29 protein-coding genes are annotated in these 25,640 nt (G+C 71.4%); 18 read left to right on the forward strand and 11 right to left on the reverse strand.

Annotation, left to right across the window (positions count from 1 at the left end; genetic code table 11):
* Positions 1 to 133: 133 nt before the first annotated feature.
* A complete protein-coding gene (locus tag ACFYZL_RS28290) occupies positions 134 to 2,554 on the forward strand; it encodes a helicase C-terminal domain-containing protein (RefSeq protein ID WP_388682785.1) in 2,421 nt (806 codons plus the stop codon).
* A gap of 18 nt (positions 2,555 to 2,572) precedes the next feature.
* Here the strand turns inward: ACFYZL_RS28290 and ACFYZL_RS28295 are convergent, their stop codons facing one another.
* Positions 2,573 to 2,911 (reverse strand): type II toxin-antitoxin system PemK/MazF family toxin, encoded by a 339-nt coding sequence (locus tag ACFYZL_RS28295; RefSeq protein ID WP_267032369.1) that lies wholly within the window; start codon positions 2,909 to 2,911, stop codon positions 2,573 to 2,575.
* On the reverse strand, positions 2,908 to 3,252 hold the full coding sequence (locus ACFYZL_RS28300) for a hypothetical protein (protein WP_384748595.1): 345 nt from the start codon (positions 3,250 to 3,252) through the stop codon (positions 2,908 to 2,910). The genes ACFYZL_RS28295 and ACFYZL_RS28300 overlap by 4 nt, the downstream gene beginning before the upstream one ends.
* Before the next feature lie 163 nt (positions 3,253 to 3,415).
* Between ACFYZL_RS28300 and ACFYZL_RS28305 the strand changes: the two genes are divergently transcribed.
* Both ACFYZL_RS28305 and ACFYZL_RS28310 read left to right on the forward strand, forming a co-directional pair.
* Positions 3,416 to 3,805 carry a WXG100 family type VII secretion target gene (locus tag ACFYZL_RS28305; RefSeq protein WP_388682788.1) on the forward strand — a complete coding sequence of 130 codons (390 nt, stop codon included), beginning with the start codon at positions 3,416 to 3,418 and terminating at the stop codon, positions 3,803 to 3,805.
* 23 nt (positions 3,806 to 3,828) lie between these two features.
* Positions 3,829 to 4,134 (forward strand): WXG100 family type VII secretion target, encoded by a 306-nt coding sequence (locus ACFYZL_RS28310; protein WP_384748589.1) that lies wholly within the window; start codon positions 3,829 to 3,831, stop codon positions 4,132 to 4,134.
* Positions 4,135 to 5,221: 1,087 nt separating this feature from the next.
* Here ACFYZL_RS28310 and ACFYZL_RS28315 read toward each other — a convergent pair.
* The 3 genes from ACFYZL_RS28315 to ACFYZL_RS28325 all read right to left on the reverse strand — a co-directional run bounded on the left by ACFYZL_RS28315 (position 5,222) and on the right by ACFYZL_RS28325 (position 6,643).
* A complete protein-coding gene (locus tag ACFYZL_RS28315; protein WP_388682790.1) occupies positions 5,222 to 5,857 on the reverse strand; it encodes a disulfide bond formation protein B in 636 nt (211 codons plus the stop codon).
* Between the two features lie 13 nt (positions 5,858 to 5,870).
* Positions 5,871 to 6,029, reverse strand: a complete 159-nt coding sequence (locus tag ACFYZL_RS28320; RefSeq protein WP_384748584.1) for a hypothetical protein — start codon at positions 6,027 to 6,029, stop codon at positions 5,871 to 5,873.
* A gap of 128 nt (positions 6,030 to 6,157) precedes the next feature.
* Positions 6,158 to 6,643 (reverse strand): MarR family winged helix-turn-helix transcriptional regulator, encoded by a 486-nt coding sequence (locus ACFYZL_RS28325; protein WP_384748581.1) that lies wholly within the window; start codon positions 6,641 to 6,643, stop codon positions 6,158 to 6,160.
* A 105-nt stretch (positions 6,644 to 6,748) separates the two neighbouring features.
* Here ACFYZL_RS28325 and ACFYZL_RS28330 point away from each other — a divergent pair, with 105 nt between their 5' ends.
* The 3 genes from ACFYZL_RS28330 to ACFYZL_RS28340 all read left to right on the forward strand — a co-directional run bounded on the left by ACFYZL_RS28330 (position 6,749) and on the right by ACFYZL_RS28340 (position 9,012).
* Complete coding sequence (locus ACFYZL_RS28330; protein WP_388682793.1) at positions 6,749 to 7,600, forward strand: NAD(P)H-binding protein; 852 nt, start codon at positions 6,749 to 6,751, stop codon at positions 7,598 to 7,600.
* A gap of 141 nt (positions 7,601 to 7,741) precedes the next feature.
* On the forward strand, positions 7,742 to 8,209 hold the full coding sequence (locus ACFYZL_RS28335; RefSeq protein WP_384748576.1) for a MarR family winged helix-turn-helix transcriptional regulator: 468 nt from the start codon (positions 7,742 to 7,744) through the stop codon (positions 8,207 to 8,209).
* 83 nt (positions 8,210 to 8,292) lie between these two features.
* Positions 8,293 to 9,012, forward strand: coding sequence for a hypothetical protein (locus tag ACFYZL_RS28340; RefSeq protein ID WP_384748573.1), 720 nt, complete (start codon positions 8,293 to 8,295; stop codon positions 9,010 to 9,012).
* Between the two features lie 60 nt (positions 9,013 to 9,072).
* Here the strand turns inward: ACFYZL_RS28340 and ACFYZL_RS28345 are convergent, their stop codons facing one another.
* Positions 9,073 to 10,536, reverse strand: coding sequence for a PucR family transcriptional regulator (locus ACFYZL_RS28345; RefSeq protein WP_388682797.1), 1,464 nt, complete (start codon positions 10,534 to 10,536; stop codon positions 9,073 to 9,075).
* Positions 10,537 to 10,770: 234 nt separating this feature from the next.
* Here ACFYZL_RS28345 and ACFYZL_RS28350 point away from each other — a divergent pair, with 234 nt between their 5' ends.
* The 3 genes from ACFYZL_RS28350 (at position 10,771) to ACFYZL_RS28360 (ending at position 14,938) form a co-directional block, all read left to right on the forward strand.
* Complete coding sequence (locus ACFYZL_RS28350) at positions 10,771 to 11,625, forward strand: FAD binding domain-containing protein (protein WP_384748568.1); 855 nt, start codon at positions 10,771 to 10,773, stop codon at positions 11,623 to 11,625.
* Complete coding sequence (locus ACFYZL_RS28355) at positions 11,622 to 14,408, forward strand: molybdopterin-dependent oxidoreductase (protein WP_388682800.1); 2,787 nt, start codon at positions 11,622 to 11,624, stop codon at positions 14,406 to 14,408. Before ACFYZL_RS28350 ends, ACFYZL_RS28355 begins: the two co-directional genes overlap by 4 nt.
* Before the next feature lie 83 nt (positions 14,409 to 14,491).
* Entirely contained in the window at positions 14,492 to 14,938 is a 447-nt protein-coding gene (locus ACFYZL_RS28360) for a molybdopterin-dependent oxidoreductase (RefSeq protein ID WP_384586431.1), read from the forward strand.
* Positions 14,939 to 14,942: 4 nt separating this feature from the next.
* On the opposite strand, the gene ACFYZL_RS28365 is transcribed toward ACFYZL_RS28360, so the two are convergent.
* A complete protein-coding gene (locus ACFYZL_RS28365) occupies positions 14,943 to 15,362 on the reverse strand; it encodes a molybdopterin-binding protein (protein WP_384748562.1) in 420 nt (139 codons plus the stop codon).
* A 218-nt stretch (positions 15,363 to 15,580) separates the two neighbouring features.
* On the opposite strand from ACFYZL_RS28365, the gene ACFYZL_RS28370 reads away from it, so the two are divergent.
* Together ACFYZL_RS28370 and ACFYZL_RS28375 are read left to right on the forward strand one after the other, a co-directional pair.
* Positions 15,581 to 16,030, forward strand: coding sequence for a hypothetical protein (locus ACFYZL_RS28370; protein WP_384748559.1), 450 nt, complete (start codon positions 15,581 to 15,583; stop codon positions 16,028 to 16,030).
* 13 nt (positions 16,031 to 16,043) lie between these two features.
* The gene (locus tag ACFYZL_RS28375) at positions 16,044 to 16,658 is read left to right on the forward strand and encodes a DinB family protein (protein WP_384748556.1); all 615 of its coding nucleotides are present in this window, start codon (positions 16,044 to 16,046) and stop codon (positions 16,656 to 16,658) included.
* A gap of 9 nt (positions 16,659 to 16,667) precedes the next feature.
* On the opposite strand, the gene ACFYZL_RS28380 is transcribed toward ACFYZL_RS28375, so the two are convergent.
* Entirely contained in the window at positions 16,668 to 17,141 is a 474-nt protein-coding gene (locus tag ACFYZL_RS28380) for a carboxymuconolactone decarboxylase family protein (protein WP_388682804.1), read from the reverse strand.
* Positions 17,142 to 17,512: 371 nt separating this feature from the next.
* On the opposite strand from ACFYZL_RS28380, the gene ACFYZL_RS28385 reads away from it, so the two are divergent.
* From ACFYZL_RS28385 to ACFYZL_RS28395, 3 genes are all read left to right on the forward strand, one after another.
* Positions 17,513 to 18,469, forward strand: coding sequence for a helix-turn-helix domain-containing protein (locus tag ACFYZL_RS28385; protein WP_388682806.1), 957 nt, complete (start codon positions 17,513 to 17,515; stop codon positions 18,467 to 18,469).
* Positions 18,470 to 18,496: 27 nt separating this feature from the next.
* Positions 18,497 to 19,291, forward strand: a complete 795-nt coding sequence (locus ACFYZL_RS28390; protein ID WP_388682808.1) for an inositol monophosphatase family protein — start codon at positions 18,497 to 18,499, stop codon at positions 19,289 to 19,291.
* A 100-nt stretch (positions 19,292 to 19,391) separates the two neighbouring features.
* A complete protein-coding gene (locus tag ACFYZL_RS28395) occupies positions 19,392 to 19,622 on the forward strand; it encodes a hypothetical protein (protein ID WP_384748545.1) in 231 nt (76 codons plus the stop codon).
* Between the two features lie 89 nt (positions 19,623 to 19,711).
* Here ACFYZL_RS28395 and ACFYZL_RS28400 read toward each other — a convergent pair whose 3' ends face one another.
* Positions 19,712 to 20,512: a VOC family protein gene (locus ACFYZL_RS28400; RefSeq protein WP_388682811.1), complete on the reverse strand. Its 801-nt coding sequence runs from the start codon at positions 20,510 to 20,512 to the stop codon at positions 19,712 to 19,714.
* Positions 20,513 to 20,621: 109 nt separating this feature from the next.
* Between ACFYZL_RS28400 and ACFYZL_RS28405 the strand changes: the two genes are divergently transcribed.
* Together ACFYZL_RS28405 and ACFYZL_RS28410 are read left to right on the forward strand one after the other, a co-directional pair.
* On the forward strand, positions 20,622 to 21,218 hold the full coding sequence (locus tag ACFYZL_RS28405) for an HhH-GPD-type base excision DNA repair protein (protein ID WP_388682813.1): 597 nt from the start codon (positions 20,622 to 20,624) through the stop codon (positions 21,216 to 21,218).
* Positions 21,219 to 21,424: 206 nt separating this feature from the next.
* The gene (locus ACFYZL_RS28410) at positions 21,425 to 21,901 is read left to right on the forward strand and encodes a cupin domain-containing protein (protein WP_384748536.1); all 477 of its coding nucleotides are present in this window, start codon (positions 21,425 to 21,427) and stop codon (positions 21,899 to 21,901) included.
* On the opposite strand, the gene opcA is transcribed toward ACFYZL_RS28410, so the two are convergent.
* Both opcA and ACFYZL_RS28420 read right to left on the reverse strand, forming a co-directional pair.
* The gene (gene opcA / locus ACFYZL_RS28415; RefSeq protein ID WP_384748533.1) at positions 21,850 to 22,782 is read right to left on the reverse strand and encodes a glucose-6-phosphate dehydrogenase assembly protein OpcA; all 933 of its coding nucleotides are present in this window, start codon (positions 22,780 to 22,782) and stop codon (positions 21,850 to 21,852) included. The genes ACFYZL_RS28410 and opcA overlap by 52 nt on opposite strands.
* An 86-nt stretch (positions 22,783 to 22,868) precedes the next feature.
* The gene (locus tag ACFYZL_RS28420; RefSeq protein ID WP_388682816.1) at positions 22,869 to 24,488 is read right to left on the reverse strand and encodes a helicase HerA-like domain-containing protein; all 1,620 of its coding nucleotides are present in this window, start codon (positions 24,486 to 24,488) and stop codon (positions 22,869 to 22,871) included.
* Positions 24,489 to 24,576: 88 nt separating this feature from the next.
* On the opposite strand from ACFYZL_RS28420, the gene ACFYZL_RS28425 reads away from it, so the two are divergent.
* Both ACFYZL_RS28425 and ACFYZL_RS28430 read left to right on the forward strand, forming a co-directional pair.
* Positions 24,577 to 24,873, forward strand: a complete 297-nt coding sequence (locus tag ACFYZL_RS28425) for a type II toxin-antitoxin system VapB family antitoxin (RefSeq protein ID WP_030010424.1) — start codon at positions 24,577 to 24,579, stop codon at positions 24,871 to 24,873.
* A gap of 94 nt (positions 24,874 to 24,967) precedes the next feature.
* Positions 24,968 to 25,624 carry a LytR C-terminal domain-containing protein gene (locus tag ACFYZL_RS28430; protein WP_384748527.1) on the forward strand — a complete coding sequence of 219 codons (657 nt, stop codon included), beginning with the start codon at positions 24,968 to 24,970 and terminating at the stop codon, positions 25,622 to 25,624.
* Positions 25,625 to 25,640: the final 16 nt, after the last annotated feature.

A 25,640-nucleotide genomic window follows, 5' to 3' on the forward strand; every position in this document is an offset into this window, starting at 1 on the left:
GCCTGTCGGTGGCTCGCCCGTCGGGTGAACCCGTCCGTACGGCACCTGCGGATCGATGGGATGCGCAATGCTTGGTCCCGGTGTGGGCCGGATCTGGCCTTCTTGTACGTTCTCCGCCGGGCGAGGTGCTGTCATGACGTCCCGATCCACGCTGACCGCCTGGCTTGCCGGTCTCGACGGCGCGCGGCTGGCACGCGTCATCGCGGCGCGGCAGGACGCTGTGGCCGCTCCGGAGCCCCGCTCGATGGAGGAGGTGGCGGAACGCCTTCAGCGGCGGGGGTCGGTGGCGCCCGCTGTGTCGCGGCTCCCGCTGCCGTGCCTGCAGGTAGCCGAAACGCTGGCCGCCTTGGGGGTGTCGTCGCGCGGCGCCCTGGCGAGGACGCTGGGAGCGACGGCGCCCGCTGCCGCCCGGGAACTCGACGTCGTATTGGAGACTCTGGCCGATCACGCGCTGGTCTGGCCGGACGGTGACGGGCATCTCCACATGGCCGCGCCCTTGCGGCATGCGTGGGACGCCCCCCTGGGGCTGGACGCTCCACTGGAGAAGCTGCTGGAGGGCGTGACCTCCGAGGAACTGCGCGGCATGCTCGTGGCACTGGGCATCAAGCCGGCCGGCACCAGGCAGCAGCGCGCGGCCGCTGTCTCGGAACACCACGGCGATCCGGAGCGTGTGACCTCCCTGATCGCGAAGGCGCCTTCTGCCGCCCGGGAGCTGCTTCAGCGACGAGCGGAGTCGGTTTCACCGCAGACGGAGTTCATCGTGTTCGGGGCTCCCGGGACCGATTCCCGGCCGGGCACACGATGGGCCCTGGACCGGGGCTTCCTTGTCCGCGATCACCACGGATACGGGAGGGATCGCATGCCCGCGGAGGTGGCGCTCGCGTTGCGCGGGCCCGACTGGCACGCCCCGTTCCAACCCGTACCGCCCGCCGTGGAGCTGGTGCCCGTCACCGCTGTGGAAGTGAACCGAGAGGCAGCAGCGGCAGCCACGGCCTTCGCGGCCCACGCCGCCTCGGTCCTGTCGGTCTGCTCGGCGGCTCCACCGGCCCGACTGAAGTCCGGTGGGGTCGGCGCGCGCGAACTGGGCCGAATCGGCAAGGCCGCACATGCCGTTGACGTCGTGGTGCGCATCGCCTTGGAGACCGCGTACTCGGTCGGGCTCCTGGCCACGGAAGGGCGCCTGGTCGCGCCCAGCAAGGAGTACGACGCCTGGGCGGCGCAGGAACCCGCGGCCCAGTTCGCCGTGCTCCTTCAGGCCTGGTGGAAGCTGCCGCTCACCCCGTCCCAGACCCGCGACGAGGACGACAAGGTGCTCCCCGCCCTGGCCGGAATGCCTCTCTGCGACGGCTGCCTGCAGGCGCGCGGTGGGCTCCTCGCCGCAGCGGCACAGCTCCCGGAAGGGCGGCGCGCGCGGGTCGCCACGGATCTGGGCCCGCTCGTGGCATGGCACCGCCCGCTCGCCCACCCGTCATTCCAGGATGAGACACCATTCGCCACTACGGTCCGCGAGGCCGAGCTGCTGGGCGTCGTCGCCCGAGGTTCCCTCTCCCCGATCGGCGCGGCTCTGCTGGCCGGTAACGCCGAGGAACTGACCGCCGAGTGCCGGCGACTGCTGCCCGACGCCACCGGAACAGCCCGGCTCGGCGGCGACCTCACGGCCGTCGTCAGCGGCACGCCCACGGCGAGCCTCGCCGGGCTCCTGGATGCGACCGCGGCACGTGAGAGCAGCGGGGCGGCCTCAGTATGGCGGTTCAGCGCCGACAGCATCCGCCGCGCCCTGGACGCCGGCCGCACTCCGGACGAGATCTCGGCCGATCTGGCCGCCATTGCGGCGGGGCCTCTGCCACAGCCGCTGTCCTACCTCATCGCCGATGCGGCACGCCGTCACGGCCGGGTACGCATCGCCCCCGCCACCTGCGTCATCCACGGCGACGAGCCGGCTCTCTTGGCCGAGCTCGCGGCCCACCGAGGACTCGCCCCACTCGGGCTGCGGCATCTCGCGCCGACGGTGCTCGTCAGCGCCGCCGCGCCCGACAAGGCCCTGGCCGCGCTCCGGAGCGCGGGCTACGCCCCCGTAGCCGAGGCCGCCGACGGAACAGTGCGCATCGAAAAGGTCCCGCCTCGGCTGACCAGTGCTGTTCCAACTCCACGGAAGGGCTCCGCGAAGACGGGCGCGGGTTCCACGGCGCACCGGGGGGTAGAGGTGTCGACGACTGTGGACGCACACACTGCGGCAGCCCGGCTGCTGACCGTCCCGCCAACCGCCCCCGAGCCCGATCCCTTCGGCACCGGAGTCGCCTTCGGAACGGGTACCGAGGAGATCGTCGCCGGGCACGCCACACAGCTGACCTACACCGACGTCCGCCAGCTCGCCCACGCCCTCGACGCAGGCACCGCCATCACGGTCGACTACGTCGCCGCCTCGGGCAGCCGCACTGTCCGTACCCTCAGCCGCCTCGAACTCGACCCGCCCTACCTCGAAGCGTGGTGCCACCTGCGAGACGCCGAACGAGTCTTCACGCTGTCCCGCATCCAGGGCGTCATGCCGACCTAGGTCAGGCAGCGCACGAGGTCAGCGCTGCAGCCCGAGGATGAGACGGACCGAATCCTCCACACGGTGCAGTTCACCCGGAGCAAGCAGCCCCAGCTTCCTCCGCAACCTGGACTTCGCAACCGTGTGAAGGTCAGCGCAGTTCACGTACGACTCGTCGTACTTCGTCAGTCCGGCATCAGGCCCGATCGGAACATGCGTGACCTGCGGACCGGACGTGCCGGTGATCAGCGCGACCGTCACCGAGGCGAGCGGCTCCGCGATCCGGTTGACGGTGAGGACGACGACGGGGTGCGGCCCGACCGGTTGTGGAAGTGCGCAGACCCATACTTCGCCACGCAGCGCCGTGCCGGGGCTCACCACTGCATCTCGTCCGCTGCCGCGAGCTCTTCATCGGTCGGCTCGACCACGCCCTCGGGCAGAGGCGCGCCCTGCTCCTGGTAGAAAGCGCGGATCTCTTCCACTGCCCCAACCTCGGCCGCTTCCCGCGCGAGCAGCCTCAGCCCTTCGCGAAGGGCATCCGAGGTCGAGTTGAGGTGCAGTGTCCGCATGACCTCCTGAAGGGCCTGCATCTCATCGCCACGGAGCCGGACCTGCGCCAACCGACTCGGCCCGAGCCCAGCCGCCGCCGCACTTCGCTTCACCGCCGTCGCAGCGGCTTTCTTGGCGGCCTTCCTCTTCTGAGCTGCTGTGGTCTCCACGCCTCCTCCAAACTGTCGTACAAATGTCATACACCGAGTGTGGAGGTGGGAGACCGACCCGGTCAAGCCCATCCCGCAGAGCGGCCCAGCCCGCCATGCAACGAAGAGCCGGACCGCTGATTGCGGTCCGGCTCTTCGGCATGCCCTGGTCTCAGGGGTGGACATGGCGGACGGCGATCTCAATGTTTCGGAGGACAACCTCACGAAGCTCGCGGACGACCTCGATCAGATGCAGGGGCATCTGGAGCGGCAGATCCGCGACATGGACCGGGTGGTCGACAGCATCGCGGCGGGCTGGCTGGGGCCCACGGCCACGGCGTACCGCGCCCTGCACCGGGGAGCCGCCGAGGACGCCGTGCGGATCCGGCAGGTGCTCTCCCTCCTCGGAGAGGCCACCAGGGCCTCCCGTGACGGCTTCACGGCCCAGGAGCTGGAGGTCTTGGCCGCATTCAAGCGCGTACAGAGCCGGGAGGACGTGTCCGTCTCCGCCGAGGCGTTGACCGTGCCGAACCAGCCGGCCGCGGCCCCGCACAGCCGTCTGCAGGACATCTGAGAGCAGCGAGGAACAGCAACGCCATGTCGGACGACGACCGGATAACTGTCGATTTCGCCACCCTGCAGCGCCTGTCGGAAGATCTGGAGGAGATCCTCAAGGCCCTCAACGAGAAGCTGGAACTGCTCTACGAGCGCGCCAAGAAGGCCGTTCTGAGCTGGGAAGGCGAGGCCCGGGAGGCCTTCATCGACGAGCTGGACAAGTGGGACCGCTCGGCCCAGGACCTCAAGGCCGCGCAGGCCTGGCTCCATGAGGTCGTGGTCAAGGGCCACCTCAACTACGCCGCGGCGAACAAGTCCGTGCTCCAGGGCTGGGGAGGCGGTGCCTGATGGCCGGACCCACCCGTCGCCGCCTGCGGGAGGCAGCAACATCGACGTCAAGCCGTCGCACCTGTGGACCGTGTCGGGCCGGGTCGCCGGGTCGCCGGGCAGCAGGACGGCATGATGCGCGGTGCGCACACGCTCCTGCAGGAACTGCAGAAGTACCCGGACGCCGGCGGGGCGGGCACGAACGCCCAGGCGTTCGCCGAGGCCTACAAGAAGATCGGCAACCGCTGGCTGGAGGTGTGGGCCAAGAGTGTGGTCAGCGTCGGCGGCGTCGCCGTCGGCTTCACGGAGACCGCCAACGCCTTCACCAAGGCCGATGCGGCGGCCCACCCCAAGCCCGGCCAGGCACCGGAGCAGCGCCCGCTGCCTACGGTCATCGACAAGGAGCCCAAGTTCGGCAGCGTCCCCGACATCAAGTGGGGCGACGACGACGGCGGTGACGACCTGATCCGCGGCGCGATGGAGGGCATACCGGAGATCGTCCGGGACATCCTGCAGCCCGTCGCGAAGCACGTCTTCCGGCTCGGCAAGGTGGCGGACGTCCACCCCTTCCCGGAGCAGCACTGCCTCAACTCGCACTGCCACAGCTGGATGAACGTCTCGACCGTCGTGACCGGCGCGGCGGACGGCCTGACGATGATCGTCGGCACGATCACCAACCACCAGAAGGCCGACTGGGAAGCGGCCATGCGGACGTTCTGCAGCGCCCTGTGGGGCGGGACGGCATGGGGTCAGTCCCGGCACGGCATCCAATGGGCGCACACCACAGGCCCGTACGGCGCACAGGCGGCCACGGGCAGCGAGCCGGTGATGACCGTGCTGAAGGACGTGGCGATCAAGATCAGCGACTGCCTGCGAGAGTACGCGGAGGCCGCCGTGGAGCTGAACCACGACGTCTTCGAAGAGCTCAAACGGGCCATGGTGCAGGCCGCGAAGGACATCCTCGACGACATCGAGAAGGCCAAGGGGAAGCCCAGCCTCAAGACCATCGCCGGCGCGGCGTTCCTCTGGCGCTCGGCTTTCCCACCGAGGAGCCGGCGCCCGCCCTCGCCGCCGTCAGGCGGGCACCGGCCGTCTGGTCCGCCGGGCCTCAGAAGAGGTCGGCGAAGAACTGGTAGCCGGTGGGGTCGCCGGGCATCTGCCAGTGGAAGCCCTGCAGGAAGAAGCAGGCCAGCAGGTTGGTCACGGCGAAGAAGGCGAGGACGCCAAGGGTGATGGCGGCCGTCCGGCGCAGGGCGGGCGAGGACTGCGCGGCGTCGAGGGGCTGGGCCGAGCGGGTCAGGACCAGGTTCACGGCGCCGGCCGGCACGGCGAGGCCGAAGGTGATGGCGGCCCAGGTGTAGAGGTGCAGGCCGAACAGGGCGCCGGCGTAGCCGGGGTCCGGGGGCACGATGTGCATCAGGACCTGCGCGCCGGAGACGGTGCCGCCGATCAGCGCCGAGACGATCGCGACGCCCCATCCGGAGGCGAACTCCGCGGTGGTCACCGGGCCCTTGCGCGAGCGGGCCACGATCATGGCGGGGCCCAGCGCGCTGAGCAGCATGAACATGCGCTGGAGCAGGCACATCGGGCAGGGGTACTCCCACAGCCCGAACTGGAAGACGTACGCGCCGCCGATGGTGGCGCACATGCCCAGGACATACGCGTGGGCGAACCAGAGGCCGAGGCGGTTGGAGAGCCGGGCCGCGGGGGCGAGAGCGGGTGCGGGGGCGGTGGTGCTGGTCATCGTGGGCTCCTCCTCAGAAGCTCAGGCCGAAGGCACGGTCGAGGTGGGGGAGGAACGCGAGCGTGGTGAGCGCCAGGGTCCCCGCCCACGGCAACAGCCGTGACCCGCGCGGGCGGTCGCGCACGACCGCCCACACGCATGCGGTGATCAAGAGGAAGAGGATGGTGTACATGGCGTCCCTACTTCATTGGGGGGATTGCCATTCCACCTTCGAACGAAAGCCCAACGAGCGGTAGGGACGCGCAATCCATAGGGCCATAAGGTGGCCCTATGGCCCGGCCGCGGCCGACTCCCGCATCATCAGCGGCGCCGCAGCGCTTCCTGCGAGGCGACGTACTTCAGCATCAGGCGGGCCAGGTCGAGGCGGTCGCGTTCCGACCAGTCCGCGGTGATGTAGTCGTAGGCCGCGCGCTGGTGGCGGCGGAAGCGGGCCATCAACTCCTCGCCCTCGGGGCTGAGGTGGAGGACCGTGCGGCGGCCGTCCTGCTGGGAGGCGGCGCGGATCAGATAGCCGGCGGAGATGCAGTCGGACACCATGCGACTGGCCACGGAGGGGTCGACGCCCAGGTGCTCGGCCACGCCGCCGACGGTGACCTCGCGGGCTTCACCGCCTTCGCCCCCCGCGCCCCCGACCTCCAGGACCACGTTCAGGACCAGGGTGCGGCTGAGGTCCTTCTGGGAGATCGGGTTCTCGACCTCCAGGAGCGAGGAGCGCCGCAGCTTGCCGAACGCCGGGCCGACGGCGTTCAGCAGCTCTTCCGCCGTTTCCGGCTCGTGCTTCGTCATGGCCGCAGCCTACCTATGTGACCCCATGAATACATGTGTTGACCTGAAAACGTGTGCATGCAAGCATGCATATGTACGCAGACAACGAAACGACCGGAGATTCCCATGACCGTCCTCATCACCGGCGCCCGCGGCAAGGTCGGCCGGGCCGTCATCGCCCGCCTCCACTCCGCCGGCCTCACCGTCCGCGCCGCCAGCGCCGACCCCACCGAGCTGACCGTCCCCGACGGCGTCGAGACCGTACGGCTCGTCCTCGACCGCCCTGGCCCCCCCGAGGAGTACGAAGCCGCGCTCCGCGGTGTCCGCCAGGTCTTCCTCTATCCGCAGCCCGCCGGCATCCGCGAGCTGGTCAAGGCCGCAGAGGCCGCCGGCGTCGAGCACGTCGTCCTGCTCTCCTCGTCCTCCGTCGCAGGCCCGAACGCCGAGAACGACCCGCTCGCGAGCCACAGCCTCAAGGTCGAGCGCGCCCTCGCCGACTCCGACTTGACCTGCACCTTCCTGCGTCCGGACGCCTTCGCCGGCAACGCCTTCGGCTGGGCCCGGTCCATCGCCCGGGGCGAGCCGGTCCAGCTCGCCCACCCCGACGCGCACATCGCGCCCATCCACCCCGAGGACATCGCCGACATCGCCGTCGAGGCACTGACCGGCGACTCCCTCACCGGCCGCACCGTCACCCTCACCGGCGCCCAGTCGCTCACCTTCCGCGAGCAGCTCGCCGTCCTCTCCGACGCCATCGGCCGCCCGATCCGCGTCGAGCACATCACCCGCGCCGAGGCCGCGCAGCAGATGGGCGCCCACATGCCCGCCCACATGGTCGGCTCGCTCCTCGACCTGTGGGAGGCCGCCGAACAGGGCCCCGCAGCCATCGCCGACACCACCGCCACCCTCCTGGGCCGCCCCGCGCGCACCTTCCGCCAGTGGGCCGAGGAGAACTCCGCCGCCTTCACCGGGCACTGACCCCCAAGGGATCCCCATCCACGCCTCGGGCGGCAGCGGTGCCGCCGCCGTCCACAGCCTCACCGTGGCGGCCGCCGCCACGCTCCCGTGCCGCGGTCTCGTCCGCCTGCTGCCCGCCACCACCCAGAACGGGAACCCGACGTGAAGCCCATCGGCTACTGGCTCAGCCGCACCGACAAGGCCCTCACCGCCCGCATGAACGCCGCCCTGGCCGACTTCGGCCTCACCCGGCTCGCCTGGCAGGTCCTGAACGTCGTCGCGGACGACCCGGAGGCCACCGACGCCTCCGTAATGGGCTTCCTCGCCGCCAACGCCACTCCCGACGCTCTGGCCGACGCCATCGGGACGGTCGTCGGAGACGGCTGGGCAGTTCGCTCCCGGCCGGGCCGCCTGGCCCTCACCGAGGACGGGCGCACCCGCCTGACGGAGGTCGCCGCACGCGTCGACGCCTTCCGTGCCCTGTCGGCGCACGGCATCTCCGACGAGGAGTACCGCACCGCCGTCGACGTCCTGGAGCGCATGGCGCTCAATCTGGAGGCACCCACCCCTCCCGCTCGGGCCATCGCTTCCGGAGAGAGCCCCGCGCGGCCGAGCCACTCGTCCGAGTGATCGGCTTCCGTCGGCCTCGATCCCGGCCCGGACATCTCGCTATAAAAGGGCCCGTCACGTTGATCAACTGATGGGCTCTCACCATGCTGAAGGCCGCTCTGCGGGTCCTCGCCGCCACCTCGCTCGCCTCCGCCGCCGCCCTCGCGTCACCCGCCGCCCTCGCGTCGCCCGCCACGGCCGCGCCCTCGCTCCCGGCGCCCGCCCCCGACACCGGCCCCTGCGGCCCGGTCGCCGAGTTCGACGCGTGGGACTGGTACGGCACGACCACCAACCCGTTCATCGCCCGCGCCGTCGAGGCCGCGGCGAAGTCCGAGAACTGGCACTGGCGCGTCGACGACAACACCCTGTGGCGGGGCGACACCCGGGAGAACGTCGAGGAGCTCTTCCGCACCGGATTCACCCCGCGCGGCGACCAGTTGACCCCGCTCGCCGAGTACATCGTCAAGGGCGGCGGCCAGACCAGCGCCCACCTCAGCACCAGCTGCGAGAAGTGGGTGGCCGAGAAGTTCGCGACCTACGGCAGCGCCAAGACGGGCTGGGTGTACGAGATCGAGGCGCCCGGCGGCATCGACGTGAACTCCACCGCCTGGGCCAACGACTACAGCTCCCCGTACCTGTGGAACAAGGAGATCGACTTCCCCGGCGGGGTCGAGGGCCGGTTCATCAAGCAGGCCTGCAAGATCCACCTGACCGGCACCGACCCGGTGACCAAGGTCAACACGTACGAAAACCTCGGATGCAAGGACAACCGGGGCTTCGCACCGTTCCGCGCCGAGGACCAGCCGGCGGTGCTCGGCCGCTGAAACAGGGCGTCGGGACCTCCCCGGGAGCCGCGTGCGCGAACGGCTCCCCGGGGGGGCGGCTCACCCGCAGCGCAGTGCCGCGTACAGGTCCAGCTTGTGGTCCAGCCGCGAGAGGTCACGGCCCGTCAGGGTCTCCACCCGCTCGATCCGGTAGTGCACCGTGTTCACGTGCAGGTGCATGGCCTCCGCCGTGCGCGCCCACGAGCAGTTGTTCGCCAGGAAGACCTCCAGGGTCTCCCGCAGCATCCCGTCGCCGAGCTCCCCCAGCGTCCGGCTCGCGAACAGCGACCGCACCTGCGGCGGTACCCCCGCGAGGAGTTCGCCGAGGGTGTCCAACTGCTCCGTCCCGCGCACCGGCACCGTCTCGTCCGCCGCGGTCAGGGCGAAGCGGGCCTGGATGAGCGACGCGCGTAGCGCCTCCGCCCCGGTGGCCGGCGCCCCCACGCCGAGGTGCAGTTCGGTCTCCGGCGGCGCGCAGGCCCGCAGCAGCGGCCACACCCCTCGCAGCCCGCCCACGACGTCCCTCCCCTCGCCCGGGTCCTCGTACAGCACGGCGACCGAGCGACCCACGGCGTACGGGATCCCGCCCAGGTGCTCCAGCGCCTCGGCCAGGGCGTCGCCCGAGGTGGACGCCAGCACGCGGTACGGACCGCCGGGCGGGAGGCCGGCCGCGGCGAGCGCCTCTTCCAACGCGGTCGGTTCCGGGGCCGGTTCGGCGGACAGCAGCCCGGTCAGTTCCTCGCCCACCGCCCGGCGCGCCTCGTCCCGGCGCCGTCGGCCGTCGCGGTGGCGGGCCAGCACCTCGGCGATCTCGTGCAGTACGCGCGGCGGCGCCGCGTCCGGGTCGGGTACGTGCAGCTGCCAGGCGTCGTACGGGCTGCTCTCCGCCTCGACCCGGAGCCAGAGCCCCGCCCGCGCGCCCGAGGCCACCGCCCGCCGTGCGGGGATCGCGGGCGCGGAGGGCGTACGGGCCACCGTGCGCCCGCTCGCGGTGAGCAGGTAGCCGCTCACCCGGCCCAGATACCCGCAGGCCCGCTCGAGGAGCTCCGCCGGGCCGGCGCCGCTCTCGACGAGGCGGCTGAGGTCGCCGCGCACGTTCTCGGGCAGCGCGAAGACCGGGTTGCGGGTCGGGCGGCGGCTGAGGTCGCCCCACTGGCGCAGGTACACCGCCTCGGTCACCGCCCGGAAGCTGGTCTGCGCGGGGACGGCCACGATGGGCACCCGGCGGGCCCGGCAGGCGGCGACGACCTCCTCGGGGACCCGCCCGTGGGTCTCCTCGCCCGCGAGCAGGGCGCTGGCTCCGGCGTCGGCGAGGGCCCCGACGAAACGATCCGCCTTCGCCGGCTCGCCGTCGGCCCACCACACCAGCCCGCTGAGGACGAGGTCCCCGGGCCCCAGGAAGCGGCCCGGGTCCTCCAGGTCGGTGGAGGTGACCCCGCTGACCTCGTGGCCGAGAAGGGTCTCCTCGCCCCAGAGCAGGGTGAGGCCGAGATCGTCGGACTGGAGCAGGTCGAGGACGCGCATGGCAGGGACTCCTTGCGGTGGACCGTGATCCACATTCGCCAGGTGAATACGGGGACTCTCATCGTAAATGCAAGGTGATCCAGCCAATCAGCCTCTTGGATGATTATCCATGGAGAACCCTCCCGGGCTCCTTCGATTCCGTGCCCGGGACCAGTCGTCCCACCCCCGATCGCGTTGCTTCACTGGCGAAAGACGCCCGGAATGGGGAACGCTCGGGGAAGGCTGGTGGCGCAAATGGATCTGAACACGGTGCTCGACGTACGCGACGCGCGCCGCCGCGAACCGTGGCGCCCCGGCGACGCCTGGCTCGGCGGCGGCACGTACCTCTTCTCCGAGCCGCAACCGCACCTCCGCCGGCTGATCGACCTCTCCCGGATGGGCTGGCCGCCCCTGACCTGGCAGCCCGACGGCTCCCTCGACATCGCCGCGACCTGCACCATCACCGAGCTCTCCCGCTTCGGCCGCAGCCTGTCCGCCCCCGCCGCCCCACTGATCGAGCAGTGCTGCCGGGCCTTCCTGGCCAGCTTCAAGATCTGGAACATGGCGACCGTCGGCGGCAACCTCTGCAACGGCCTGCCCGCCGGCCCGATCATCTCCCTCGCCGCCGGCCTCGACGGCACCGTCCTGCTCCAGGGACAGGACGGCGCCACCCGCCGCCTGGCCGTCACCGAGTTCATCCGCGGCGCCGGCATCAAGGACCTGTACGAAGGCGAACTGCTGCGCTCGGTCCGCATCCCGGCCCGCTCGCTGGAGTGCCGTACGGCCTTCCGCCAGGCCTCCCTCTACGGACTGGGCCGCTCCGCCGCGCTGATCATCGGCACGGCCGACCCCCGGGACGGCTCCTTCACCGCGACCGTCACGGCCGCCACGACCCGCCCCTTCCGCTTCTGGTTCCCCCTGTGGCCGACCGCCGCCGAGCTGCGGGCCGCGATCGACGACACCGTCCGCCCCGACGAGTGGTTCGACGACATCCACGGGGCGCCCGCCTGGCGGCGCCACATGACCCTGCACCTCGCGGAGCAGATCCGCGTCGAACTCACCCGACCCACCCGGCACACCCGGCACACCCTGGAGGAGGCTTCCCGATGAGCTACGAGATCGAGATCAACAAGCAGCGCTTCCAGGACGAGCCGCGCGCCGGCCAGTGCCTGCGCACCTACGTCCGCGAGCGCGGCTGGTTCGGCGTGAAGAAGGGCTGCGACCAGGGCGACTGCGGCGCCTGCACCGTCCACGTCGACGGACAGCCCGTGCACTCCTGCCTCTACCCGGCCGTCCGCGCCGAGGGCCGCTCGGTCACCACCCTGGAGGGCCTGGCCCACCCCGACGGCGAACTCCACCCGGTGCAGCGCAGGTTCCTGGAGGCGCAGGGCTTCCAGTGCGGCTTCTGCACCAACGGGTTCGTGATGACCACCGCCGCCCTGGAGGCCGAGAAGGGCACCCCCCACTGCGACGGCAAGCTCGACGACCTGGCGCGCGCCTTCAAGGGCAACATCTGCCGCTGCACCGGCTACCGCGCCATCGAGGACGCCGTACGCGGCGTGAAGCACGTCGAGGAGCCCGAGGCGGGCTGCGCCGTCGGCCGCAACCTCGGTGCGCCCGCCGCCCCCCAGGTGGTCACCGGCACCGCCCGCTACACCTTCGACATCGAGGTGCCCGGGCTGCTGCACATGAAGCTGCTGCGCTCCCCGCACCCGCACGCCCGGATCACCGCGATCGACACCTCCGAGGCCCTGGCCGTCCCCGGGGTGCGGGCCGTCTTCACCCACGAGGACGTCCCCGACGTCCTCTACTCCAGCGCCCGCCACGAGCACCCCCACGAGGACCCGGACGACACCCGGCTGCTGGACGACGTCGTCCGCTTCATCGGGCAGCGGGTGGCCGCCGTCGTCGCCGACAGCGAGGGTGCCGCGGAGGAGGGCTGCCGCCGCGTCCGGGTCACGTACGAGGAACTCCCCCACGTCATCGACCCGGAAGAGGCCATGGCCCCCGGCGCCCCCGTCATCCACGCGGGCAAGGGACCCGAGGCGCGCATCGCCCGCGTCCAGAGCAACGTGGCCGGCGAGGTGCACGGCGAGATCGGCGACGTGGAGCAGGGCTTCGCCGAGGCCGCCGTCGTCTACGAGGAGACCTTCCGGACCCAGCGCGTGCAGCACGCCAGCCTCGAAACGCACGGCTGCGTCGCGTACTTCGAGCCGAAGGAGGACGGGACCGGCGAGCGGATCACCGTACGCTCCTCCACCCAGACCCCGTTCCTGACCCGGCGGGCCCTGTGCGCGCTCCACGGGCTCGGCGAGGACGAGGTCCGGGTCGTCGCGGGCCGGGTCGGCGGCGGCTTCGGCGGCAAGCAGGAGATGTTCACCGAGGACATCGTGGTCCTGGCCGCGCTGAAGCTGCGCCGACCGGTGAAACTGGAGTTCACCCGCGCCGAGCAGTTCCACGGCGCCAGTACCCGGCACCCGTTCACCGTCCGGATCAAGCTGGGCGCCCGCGCCGACGGCAAGCTCACCGCCATCTCCATGCGGATCGTGTCCAACACCGGTGCGTACGGAAACCACGGCCCGGGCGTGATGTACCACAGCGCCGGCGAGTCCTTCGTCATCTACAACGCGCCGCACAAGAAGGTCGAGGCGTACTCCGTCTACACCAACGTCGTCCCGTCGGGCGCCTTCCGCGGCTACGGGCTCGGCCAGACCACCTTCGCCCTGGAGTCGGCGATGGACGAGGTCGCGCGGCGCCTCGGCATGGACCCGCTGGAGTTCCGCGAGAAGAACATCATCGGGCCGCTCGACCACATGCACACCCCGATCGGCCACGACGACGACCTGTTCATCGCCGGCTACGGCCTGGCCGAGTGCCTCGCCGTGGTGCGCCAGGCCATCGCCGAGGACGCCGGCCACGAGGACGTGCCCCCGGGCTGGGTGACCGGCCAGGGCACCGCCGTGTCGATGATCGCCACGAGCCCGCCGCGCGGCCATTACGCCGACGCCACCATCACCCTGCTCCAGGACGGTACGTACGACATCGCCGTCGGCACCGCCGAGTTCGGCAACGGCACCACCACCGTCCACAAGCAGCTCGCCGGGGACATGCTGAACACCACGGCCGACCGGCTGACCGTCCGCCAGGCCGACACCGACGTGGTCCGGCACGACACCGGCGCCTTCGGATCGGCCGGCACCGTGGTGGCCGGCAAGGCGGTGATGCTCGCCGCGACCTCGCTGGCCGAGCGCATGAAGACCTTCGCCTCCGCGCACACGGGCGTCGCCCGGCACCTGTGCGTGCTCGGCCCCGAGTCCTTCGACTGCGCGGGCCGGACCGTCACCCTCAAGGAGCTGTACGAGGCCGCCCACACCAAGGGGAAGGCGAGCGAGATCACCGCCGAGGGGCACTTCGGCGGCACTCCGCGCTCGGTGGCCTTCAACGCCCAGTGGTTCCGGCTGGCCGTGGACCCCGACACCGGCGAGATGAAGATCCTGCGCAGCGTGCACGCGGCGGACGCCGGCAAGGTCATGAACCCGATGCAGTGCCTGGGCCAGGTGGAGGGCGGCGTCGCACAGGCCCTGGGCGCCACCCTCTTCGAGACCGTACGGGTCGACGAGCGCGGGGAGGTCACGACGGCCGCCTTCCGCCGATACCGGCTCCCGCAGTACGCGGACGTCCCGCGCACCGAGGTCCACTTCACGGAGACCTCGGACTCGATCGGGCCGCTGGGCGCGAAGTCGATGAGCGAGAGCCCGTTCAACCCGGTGGGGCCCGCGTTCGCCAATGCGCTGCGTGACGCGACGGGGGTCCGGTTCACGGAGATGCCGGTGCTGCGCGACGTGGTGTGGCAGAGGATGGAGGACGCGAAAATGCAAGGTGAGAATGCCTGAAACACGCTCAGCTGCCACTTGCATCAACCCATCAACCTGGCATATGAGGTTCCGAGGGTGGGCGTGCCGGGCATGAGGTACCCATGGCCAAACTCATCCTGCACGGCGATCTGGACCACCCGGCGACCCTCAGCGTCGCCGACCTGCGTGAATGGCGGCAGCACCGCGCGGCGGTCACGTTCGACTGCGCGACGAACGGGCCACAGCACCACGTGTTCGAGGGCGCGCTGCTGCACGACGTGATCCTGGACGCGGGCCCGGCCTTCGACGCGCGGCGGCGCAAGGACCGGAGCCGCTTCATGCTGGCGATCAGCGGCGGGGACGGCCACCACAGCGTGCTGTCCTGGGCCGAACTGGACGCCGACTTCGCCGACGGCCCGGTCCTGCTGGCCACCCGGCTCGACGGGGAGGACCTCGACGGACCGGGCTGCCAGCTGGTGGTCCCGACGGACCGGTGCGGGGCGCGCTACGTCAGCGCGGTCACCCACGTCTGGTTCGGCGCGCTCTCCCCGCCGAACCTGGGCACGTAGGGCGTCAGGCGGTCGCGAGCGAGATCTCGGTCGACTTGATCAGCACGGTGACGGACGACCCGGCGGCCAGCCCGAGCGCCTCGACGGCGTCGGCGGTGATGGCCGCGGTCAGGGAGCCGCCGTTCACGTCGACCTTCACGGACGCCATGGCGGGCCCGGCGGACACGTCGGTGACCGTCCCGGCGATCTGGTTGCGAATGGAGATCCCGTCGACCGGCCCGGTGGCGAGGGCGACTTCGGTGGCCTTGACGAGCGCCTTGACGGCGTCCCCCTCGGAGAGGCCGAGGTCCTTGACGGCGTCGACGGTGATGGCGGCGGTGACGTCCTGACCGCCGTCCAGCCGGACCTTGACCGTCGCCATGGCCTCACCTGCGGTGACGGCGGTGACGGTGCCGGCGATCTGGTTGCGGATGCTCAGGCTCATGCTGGTTCGACCTCTTACGTAGCGACTTCGCGCGGGTCGGCTGGGAACCGCACGAGTTCGACCGTATGCCCCTTCGCACCGACACGCATTCACCCCCTCGCATCCGCCAACCGCAACCACCCGGTCGGCTGGTGGCTGCCGTTGCACCCGCCCGGACCCCCGCCCCCGGCCACGAAAACCCGTACGTCCCGAACTGATCAGCGACTAGTCTCCCCGGCGTGAAACAGACCTGGGCACTCGTCGCGGTATGGGCCGCCGTTCTCGCGGGCACGGGCTGGCTTGCCTGGAAGGCCGTCGGCGTCCTGACCGACGACGACGGCCCAGGCGCCCGGGAGCCCGCATCCTGCGCCGAGGCCATGCACTTCGCGGACCGGCCCGGGCTCCCGAGCGGCGCGCACGACGCGACGTGCGCGGCGATGCGCTCGCGCGACATCTCCTACGACGTCGAATTCCGCATCGACCGGGCGGACTTCGACACGTGGCTGACCGCCACCTATCCCGGTACCGCCCTCGGCCCGGACTCCTGCCGCCCCGGCACCGTCGACGCCTGCGCCCACGTCGAGTTGAAGCCGCCCGCCATCGGCGGCGCGATGGCCGTCGACATCACCGTGCGGTACGAGGCCGACGGGAAGACCGCCCTCGTGCACTTCCAGCCCTTCGACGTCTGACAGGAGCCCTCTCGTGACCCCGCCCCGCCTGGCCCCGCTGCTCGCCCAGTTCGACTTCGCGCGCACCCGCCTCGCCGACCGCATGTCGGGGCCCGCCATGGACAGCGGCGACGGCACGGACATCAAGGTCGGCCCCATGACGGACGAGGAATACCTCTGGGAGCCGGTCCCGGACTGCTGGTCCATACGACGGCACGCGGACGGCCCCGGCTCCCGCGCCACGTTCCTGGCCGGCGCCGGCGACTGGGGGCGCGACGCGGCGGCGTACCCGCACCCGTGGCCGCCGCCGTTCACCACGATCGCGTGGCGCCTGAGCCACCTCACCGAGATGCTGACCCTCCGCGCCGACCACACGGCGGGCACCCACACCCTGACCCGGGACGACTACCGGGCGAAGGGCACCGCCGCGGGGGCGGTGACCGCCTTCGCCACCGCCGCCACGGCCTGGCGCCGAGCCCTGCTGAGTGTCGACGAGGCCGCGCTGGACACCGTCGGGTACTGCACGTACCCGCACGGCGGCGACGCGGAGGAGCCCTTCATCGAGATCGCGTGGTGGGTCAACCAGGAACTCCTGCACCACGGAGCGGAGATCGCCCTGCTCCGGGACCTGTACCGGTCCTGCGGATGACCTGATCGGTCAGTGGAACTGGCCCGGCTGGTAGTCGCCCGCGGGCATCTGGAGCATGACGTTCAGTCGGTTGAAGGTGTTCATCATGGCGATCAGGATCATCAGAGCGGCCAGCTGGTCCTCGTCGTAGTGCTTGGCCGCGTTCTCCCACACCTCGTCCGGCACGCCGCCGGCGCCGTCCGCGATGCGGGTGCCCTCCTCGGTCAGCTCCAGCGCCGCCCGCTCGGCCTCGGTGAAGACCGTCGCCTCGCGCCAGGCCGCGACCAGGTGGAGGCGTACCGCGCTCTCACCGGCGGCGGTCGCGTCCTTGGTGTGCATGTCGATGCAGAAACCACACCCGTTGATCTGGCTCGCGCGCAGCGCCACCAGCTCCTGCGTGGCGGCCGGCAGCGCGGAGCCCTTGATCGCCGTGCCGGCCGCCATGAAATGCTTCATGACCTTGCCCGCGGTCTCGTTGCCGAAGATGTCCAGTCGGGGACCCATGGTCTTCTCCTCTGCCGTTCTCGGTGGCTACGACCCTTGAGACACCGCTGCTCGGGAGGCTGTGACAGGTCGTGAATGTGACCTGGGTCTCAGGGGCGGGGGAGCGGGTCCACCGGTTCGTGGGCCGACGCGATGCGGGGATCCACGATTTTTCTCTTGCTCCGCAATAACGAGAGAAAGAACCCCGCCAGACCCCTCCAGCCTCCCGGAATCGGCCGCTCACTCACACGAGTGACATATGCCAACTCAGCTGGATTTGGCGGCGGTTGGCTGGCATATGCTCTGCCCGACCACCCCAGACATGAGACGGCCCCCGCCGGGACGGCAATCCCGGACGAGGGCCTGACCAACGAGGAAGTAACAGGCTTCCCATGGCTTCCAAGCACTTTAACGCGCGCCCGGTCTTCCCGTCCGGAGTACGCCACGCACACGTCAAGCACACCTCGCACTTCACCGTCGTCGGCAACCACCTCGCCCAGCACCGCGAGTTGTCGCTCACCGCGATCGGGCTCGCCGTCTACATCCAGTCGGTGCCCGGTGGGACGCGCATCGGCATCAAGGACCTGGCCGGGCGGTTCACCGAAGGGGAGATCCGGATCGCCGCCGCCCTGCGGGAGTTGGAGCACACGGGCTATCTCAGCCGAACGCGGGAACATCTGCCCGGTGGGCGAATCATCACCCGTACGGTGTCCCACAACCGCCCGGGAGCCGTCCCCGAGGTGCGACGCCCCGAGCCGACGCCCCCGCCGCCGCCGCCCAAGCCGCGTTCCCGTCCTCACGCGGAGCCCGTGCCCGTGCCCGTGCCCGCACCCGTGGCACCCGAGGCGAACCTCCGGCCCGATCCGCAGCCGCAGCCGCAGCCGGCACGCGAACCGGAGCCCGCGCCCGAGCCCCGGCCCGAAGCCCCTGCCGCGACCCCCGCACCGCCCGTTCCGACACCCAGCGACGTCTCCCCCGCCCGGCACCGGGCCGCGAGCGAGCTGCTCGCGCGGCTGCGGCGCGTCGACCACCGGCTGCTGCTCGGTGAGCGGGACATCCGCCGGCTCGCTCCCGGCGTCGAGAGCTGGCTGGAGCGCGGAGCGTCCGCGGACGCGGTGGTGTGCGCGCTGACGGCCAACCTCCCCGCCCAGCCCCGCAATCCGGCCGGGCTGATCGCGCACCGCCTCTCGGCCCAACTGCCGCCGCTGCTCGGGCCGGTGCACCGCGCGCACGACCACGTACCGCCGGACCCGTTCCAAACCTGCCCCACCTGCGACCGCGCCTTCCGCAGCCCGGCACCCGGCAGGTGTGGTGACTGCACGGAGATCTACACCGCTTACGTCGCTTGACCGCGTTACGCGGATAGCCTGCCCGTCATGATCGACTCATACGCGAAGCTCGACGACACCGGAGTCGCGATAGCCGCGGCGCAGGCCGGTGCGGACGTGGTCCGGGGGATGTACGGCCGGCGGCTCGACCGCATCGACAAGGGTGCCGGGGACTTCGCCACCGCCGCCGACATCGAGGCCGAGGAGGCGATCCTCGGTGTCATCCGGGCCGCGCGACCGGACGACGCGGTGCTCGGCGAGGAGGGCGGGCGGCGTGGAGGCGAGGGGGCCGGGCGGCAGTGGCTGGTGGATCCCCTGTGCGGCACGCTGAACTACGCCGTCGGCACCATGCTGGTGGCCGTCAACGTGGCCCTGCGCGACGGTGCCGCCGCCGTGGCCGACCCGTTCGGTGGCGAGGTGTTCGCGACCGACGGCAAGATCGCCTGGTTGCGCCGGGAGGGGGCCGCGGACGCGCAGTTGGAGCCGTCCTCCGCCACCCGGCTGGTGGACGTGAACCTCGACCCGCCGTTCCCCGGCGCTCCCGGCTTCCGGGCCGTGGACCTGCTGGCCCACCCCGTGTTCGTCGAGCGTTTCCGGCCGCGCGTCGTGTCCACGACGCTGGCGCTGGCGTGGGTCGCCGCGGGCAAGCGTGCCGCGTACGTCACCGACGGCGGGGACCTCTCCGGGAGCGTCCACTTCGCCGCGGGCATCGCCCTGTGCCGGGCCGCGGGCTGCGTGGTCACCGGGATCGACGGCGCCCCGCTCGGGGAGTCGGGCCGTGGACTCGTGGTGGCCGCGGACGCCGAGACCCACGGGCTGCTGATGTCGCTGATCCGTGGCTGACGGTGAAGGTTCGTTTCTGCGGTGAACCGGCTCCGGCATACGGGTGAAGGCGGGATCAGAAACCTGTTCGGCGGCGCCCCCGGCCGATATTCCTCCACCCGTGATCAAGAACATCGCCGCCGCCGCGGTACTCGCCTTCAGCTCGGCCCTCATCACCTGCGCCCCCGCGCAGGCCGCAGCCCCGCAGAGCGGCAGCGCCTACCCGTGGCCCCCGTACGGGCACGTGCTCCTCGCGCCCGCCCCGCTCCGGCCCGCGGTGGTGCCGGTCCGGCCCACGGACCGCGGGTGGTTCGCCTACGCCCCCCTCGTCGCGGACGACTCCCGCGGCTGAGGCCGACACCCCCACACCCCCGTGCCCCTGGCGTGAATCCCCGGCAGGGGCACGGGCATGCGTACGGGAGCCGGGGCTTCCCATTCGGGTCACTCGAACTTCGGCATCTCACCGACCGTGGTCGCCGGGTCGATCACCGCGAAGGCCGCGCCCTGCGGGTCGGTCACCGCGGCGAACCGGCCGAACGGGCTGTCCATCGGGCCGAAGTGCAGCTTTCCGCCGAGCGCCTGGGTCTTCGCGACCGCTTCGTCGCAGTTCGGGACGGCGAAGTAGATCTGGATGTAGGACGGGATCTCGGGCGGGAACTCCTCGCCCATGGGCATCCGGCCCATGACCGGGTTCTCGGGGCCGCCGACGCTGAAGATCTTGTAGTCCATCCCGGACTCGCCCGGATCCATCTGCTGCACGCCGTACGGGAAGACCTTGGGCAGGAACGCGTCCGGCTTGGCCGCGTCCCGCGTGAAGACCTCGGCCCAGGCGAACGACCCGTTCTCGCCCATCTTCTCGAAGCCCTTGTGGTCGCCCGGCTGCCAGACGCCGAAGACCGCCCCGCTCGGTTCCTTCGCGATCAGCATCGTGCCGAACGTGCCGACCTGCATCGGGCCCATCAGCACCTCGCCGCCGGCCGACGTGACCTTCGCGGAGGTGGCCGCCGCATCGGGCGAGGCGAAGTACAGACACCACTGCGAGGGCGCTTCGACCCCCGGCATCGGCGGGACGACGGCGGCCACGGCCTTTCCGTCGGAATACGCCTGCGTGTAATTGCCGTACTCGCTGGCGGCATCCCCGAAGGTCCAGCCCAGCACATCGCCGTAGAAGGACTTGGCGCCCTCCACATCGGCGAACATCGCGTCCACCCAGCACGGCGCGCCTTCGGTGAACTCAACCATGATCGATCGACTCCTTGGCTTGCTCTTCGACTGTTCGACTGCACGAACCACGCTAGGGGCGGGGTCTGACAACCGCGCGGGAAGCGCGTCCGCGGGGGACCCTGGAGCCATGGACAACGAGATCACCATCCGGCTGGCGCAGCAGCCCGAGGCCGACGCGCTGCTCTCCCGGAGCCCGCTCGCCGCGTTGGTCGGGATGCTGCTGGACCAGCAGGTGCCGATGGAGTGGGCGTTCTCCGGGCCGTGGACGATCGCCCAGCGGCTGGGCTCCGACGATCTGGACGCGCACGAGATCGCCGCCTACGACCCCGAGGCATTCGCCGCGCTGCTCTCGGAAAAGCCGGCCGTGCACCGCTATCCGGGCTCGATGGCGAAGCGCGTCCAACAACTGTGCGCGTACCTCGTCGAGCACTACGAGGGGGACGCGGCGGCCGTCTGGGCCGACGCGGGTACGGGCGCGGAGCTGTTGAAGCGGCTGAAGGCGCTGCCGGGCTTCGGGGAGCAGAAGGCGCAGATCTTCCTGGCGCTGCTGGGCAAGCGGCTGGGGGTGCGGCCGAAGGGCTGGCGGGAGGCGGCGGGCGGCTACGGGCAGGCGAACGTCTACCGGTCGGCGGCGGACATCACGGGTCCGGAGTCGCTGGCCAAGGTGCGGGCGCACAAGCAGGAGATGAAGGCCGCGGCGAGGGCCGCCCGGGGCGGCGAGTGAACCCGGTCCGGTGACGCGGCGCTTCGGGTGCCGCCCGGCCGCCCGGGGCTCCGCCCCGGACCCCGCGCATCGAACGCCGGCGGGGCCGAGACGGCTGCTCCCTCCGGCGGGGCTGGACGTGGCCGGCGAATCACGGGAATTGACCGGCCTGACAGGCCCTTGATTGACCCCAGTGGCCGGTCTATCCGGACCGTAGATTGGGGGACATGACAGAGATCGCCGCCACCCGCGCCGCCACCGCCGAAGCCATCCAGGACGCCCCCGGCAGCCTCATCACGCTGCTCACGGACACGGCCGAACTCACCTGCAACACGGCCACGTTCGACGAGGGCGCCGCCGGGGCCCCGGTGCACTTCCACACCAAGGCCACCGAGTTCTTCCACGTCACCGAGGGCCGGCTCGACGTACTCGTGGGCGACGAGATCCAGACCCTCGGGGCCGGCGACTTCATCGCGATCCCACCGGGCGTGAAGCACGCCTTCGCCCCGGCCGCCGGACACACCGCGAGCGTCTTCGTCGGCTTCACCCCCGGCATGGGCCGCTTCGACTACTACCGGCTCCTGGGCCGGGTCAACGCGGGCGAGGCCACCGTGCAGGACATCAAGGACAGCTCGACGGCCTACGACAACCACTACGCGGAGAGCGCCGCCTGGAGCGGCCGTCGCCGCAGCGCGGAGCCGTAGACCACGTCGGCGTCGAGGCGCCGCAGCTCCTCCGAGATCAGTTCGGCGTTGCCGCGGATCTTCAGGGCCACCTTGCGGTCGACGCTCCCCGGCAGCACCAGCGTGGCCAGCGCACCCGCGGGGCGGTCCACGCGGATCTCCCCGCCGGTGGTGCGCATGGTCACCCGGGTGATCACCGGGCCGGGGCTCTCCACCCGCTCCACGGGCACCCCGAGCCGGTCCTCCAGCCAGCGGGCCAGCAGCTCGGCGCTCACGTTGTCGGCCTCGCTCTCCACCGTCGCCCCCGTCACCGGCAGCGGCTTCTGGTCGAGCGCGGCGGCCAGCAGCGCCCGCCACTGGGTCAGCCTCGTCCAGGCCAGGTCGGTGTCGCCCGGGTGGTAGCCCGCGGCCCGCTCGTCGAGCACGGCCACCGGGTCCGCGGCGGCCGCCGCATCGGTGATCCGGCGCTGTGCGAGCGCGCCCAGAGGGTCCCCGGCCAGGTCGGCGGGGGCGTCGGCCGGCCACCACGCCACCACGGGAGCGTCCGGCACCAGCAGCGGCAGCACGACCGAGGCGGTGTGCTCGGTCAGCGCCCCGTGCAGGCGCAGCATCACGATCTCCCCGGTGCCGGCGTCGGTGCCGACCCGCAGCTCGGCGTCCATCCGGGTCGCCCGGAGCGTGAGCGGGCCGCGCGAGACCCGCTTGATCACCGCGATGATGCGGCACGGGTGCTCCCGCGAGGCCTCCGAGGCCGCGCGCACGGCGTCGTACGCGTTCTCCTCGTCGGTGACGACGACGAGGGTCAGCACCAGCCCCATGGTGGGACTGCCTATGGCCCGGCGGGCGTCGAGCAGGGCCCGGTTGACCTTGCTGGAGGTGGTGTCGGTGAGTTCGGTCCGCATGCGTCGAGTCTGTCAGCGAGCGGCCGCACAGCGGCAATCGGTTCGCTCGACTCCGCCTCGAACCGACGGCCCGCGCCGCGCCCCGATCACCGCCGCCGCCTGGCCGTACCGAAGATCGAGCGGGAGATCTCGCGGCCGAGTTGGGTCCCGACCGACCGGGCCAGCGAGCGGAACAGGCCGCTCCCCACGACCTGTTCGGCCAGTGACGGTTCCGGCTTGGGAGCGCCCCGCGCACCCCGGGCCGCTTCCTTCTCGGCCGCCTTCGCCTGCTTCTCCGCCTCCGCGGCGGCCGCTGCCGCCTCCGCCTCGGCCTCGGCGGCGGCCTGTTCGGCGCTGATCTTCTCGTACGCCGATTCGCGGTCGACCGGCTCCGCGTAACGCGACCACAGCGGCGAGGACTTCACGGCCTGCTCCAGTGCGGCCGCGTCGATCGGCCCCATCAGGGACCGCGGGGCGCGCAGTCGGGTCGCGGCCACCGGGGTGGGGGCGCCGTTCTCGCTGAGCACGGTGACGACGGCCTCTCCGGTGCCCAGCCCCGTGAGCAGTTCCTCAAGGTCGTACGGGGAGTTGGGGAAGGTCTTCACCGTCGCCTTCAGCGCCTTCGCGTCGTCGGGGGTGAAGGCGCGCAGCGCGTGCTGCACCCGGTTGCCGAGCTGGGCGAGCACGTCGGCCGGTACGTCCTTGGGGGTCTGGGTCACGAAGAACACGCCGACGCCCTTGGAGCGGATGAGGCGGACGGTCTGGGTGATGGATTCGAGGAAGGCCTTCGAGGCGCCGTTGAAGAGCAGGTGCGCCTCGTCGAAGAAGAAGACGAGCTTGGGCTTCTCCAGGTCGCCGACCTCCGGCAGGTCGGTGTAGAGGTCGGCCAGCAGCCACATCAGGAAGGTGGAGAAGAGCTGCGGTTTGTCCTGGACGGCCGGGAGTTCCAACAGGGAGACCGTGCCGCGGCCGTCGGCGGCGGTGCGCAGGAGCTCGCTCGTGTCGAACTCGGGCTCGCCGAAGAACTCCGAGGCGCCCTGCTGCTCGAAGGCGGTCAGGGCCCGCAGGATCACCCCGGCGGTCACGGTGGACAGTCCGCCGATCCCCTTGAGCTCGGGTTTTCCCTTGTCGGAGACGAGGAAGGCGACGACGGCGCGCAGGTCCTTGAGGTCGATGAGCTCCAGGCCCTTGGAGTCGGCGTAGTGGAAGATCAGGCCGAGTGACTGCTCCTGCGTCTGATTGAGCCGGAGCACCTTCGACAGCAGGACCGGGCCGAAGCCGGTGACGGTGGAGCGGATCGGGATGCCGGGCCCGATGCCGCCGAGGGAGTAGAACTCGCTCGGGCATCCGGTGGGCTCCCAGTTCTGGCCCACCTCCCGGGCCCGCCCGGCGACCTTCTCGCCCGCCGTGCCCGGCGCGGAGATCCCCGAGACGTCTCCCTTGATGTCCGCGAGGAAGACGGGTACGCCTTGGGCGGACAACTGCTCGGCGATCAGTTGGAGCGTCTTGGTCTTGCCGGTGCCGGTGGCGCCCGCGATCAGACCGTGCCGGCCCAGCATCGACAGGGGGATGCGGATCTGCCGTTCGGGCAGGCAGGACCCGTCCCAGAGCAGGGCTCCCAGGTCGAGCGCCGGCCCGGTGAAGGCGTATCCGGCGGCGATCTCCGCGGCCGGTCCGGTCTGCTCGGCATGGTCCGTCGAGACGGCGGCGTCGGTGCTCTCGCTCATGCATCACTCCCGAAATAGCCCTGCCTGACACTTTTGCACCAACGTCGCGAGGCTGCGCCCGCAGGCGCGGGCCCGGTAGGCTTTCCGTGTGATCTTCAAGCGCATCGGAAGCGGACGGCCGTACCCCGACCACGGCAGGGAAACCACCCGGCAGTGGGCGGACGTCGCGCCGCGCCCGGTCCGGCTCGACCAGTTGGTGACGACCAAGGGGCAGCTGGACCTGGAAACGCTGCTCGCCGAGGACTCCACCTTCTACGGCGACCTCTTCGCCCACGTCGTGAAGTGGCGGGGCGACCTCTACCTGGAGGACGGGCTGCACCGCGCCGTGCGCGCGGCCCTCCAGCAGCGCCAGGTGCTGCACGCGCGCGTCCTCGAAATGGACTGACCGCTTCGCGGCGGATTGCGCCTTTCGGGTCTCGATTGACCTATCAGCAGATCATTGAGTGGGCATCGCCCCCGGGCGGCACTACGCTGCGCCCATGAGCATGCTCACTCCCCCCGGCATGGGCGGAAAGTACCGCGTCACGGGAGCCGCCTACCCTCGCATGAGCCGTAAGCGGAGCCGTCGTCGGATCGTCTTCGCCGTGCTCGGCTCGGTCCTCGCGCTCGCCCTGCTCGGCTATGGAGCCCTGCAGCTCATCGACGTGTTCCAGGGCGACACCGCCAAACGGAACGCGGCCGCGGCCGCGGAGGACTGCAAGAAGAAGGCGGCGGCCGCCGCCGCCAAGGGCGCCCCCGCGGTCGCCTCCCCGAAACCGGCGGTCGCCCTCCCGCAGCCCGGCGAGATCACCGTCAACGTCTACAACGCGACCCCGCGGGCCGGCCTCGCCAAGGCCGTCGGCGACGAACTGCAAAAGCGCGGCTTCGTCATCGGCAAGGTCGGCAACGCCCCCGCCGACTTCGACAAGAAGGTCCCCGGCGCCGGGATACTGCTGGGTTCCCCGTCGACCGACAAGGCCGCCTACTCGGTACTCGGCGCGCAGCTCGCCGGCGCCACCCAGCAGACCGACACCCGCGAAGGCGCGGACATCGACCTGATCCTGGGCGACGCCTTCACCGAGCTGACCGCGAAGGCGGAGGCGGACAAGGCGCTGGCCCTGCTGGCCAACCCCGCGCCCGCGCCCGTCAAGTGCTGAAACCCTGAAGTGCCGA

The organism is Streptomyces sp. NPDC001717, assembly GCF_042892775.1.
Classification (GTDB): domain Bacteria; phylum Actinomycetota; class Actinomycetes; order Streptomycetales; family Streptomycetaceae; genus Streptomyces.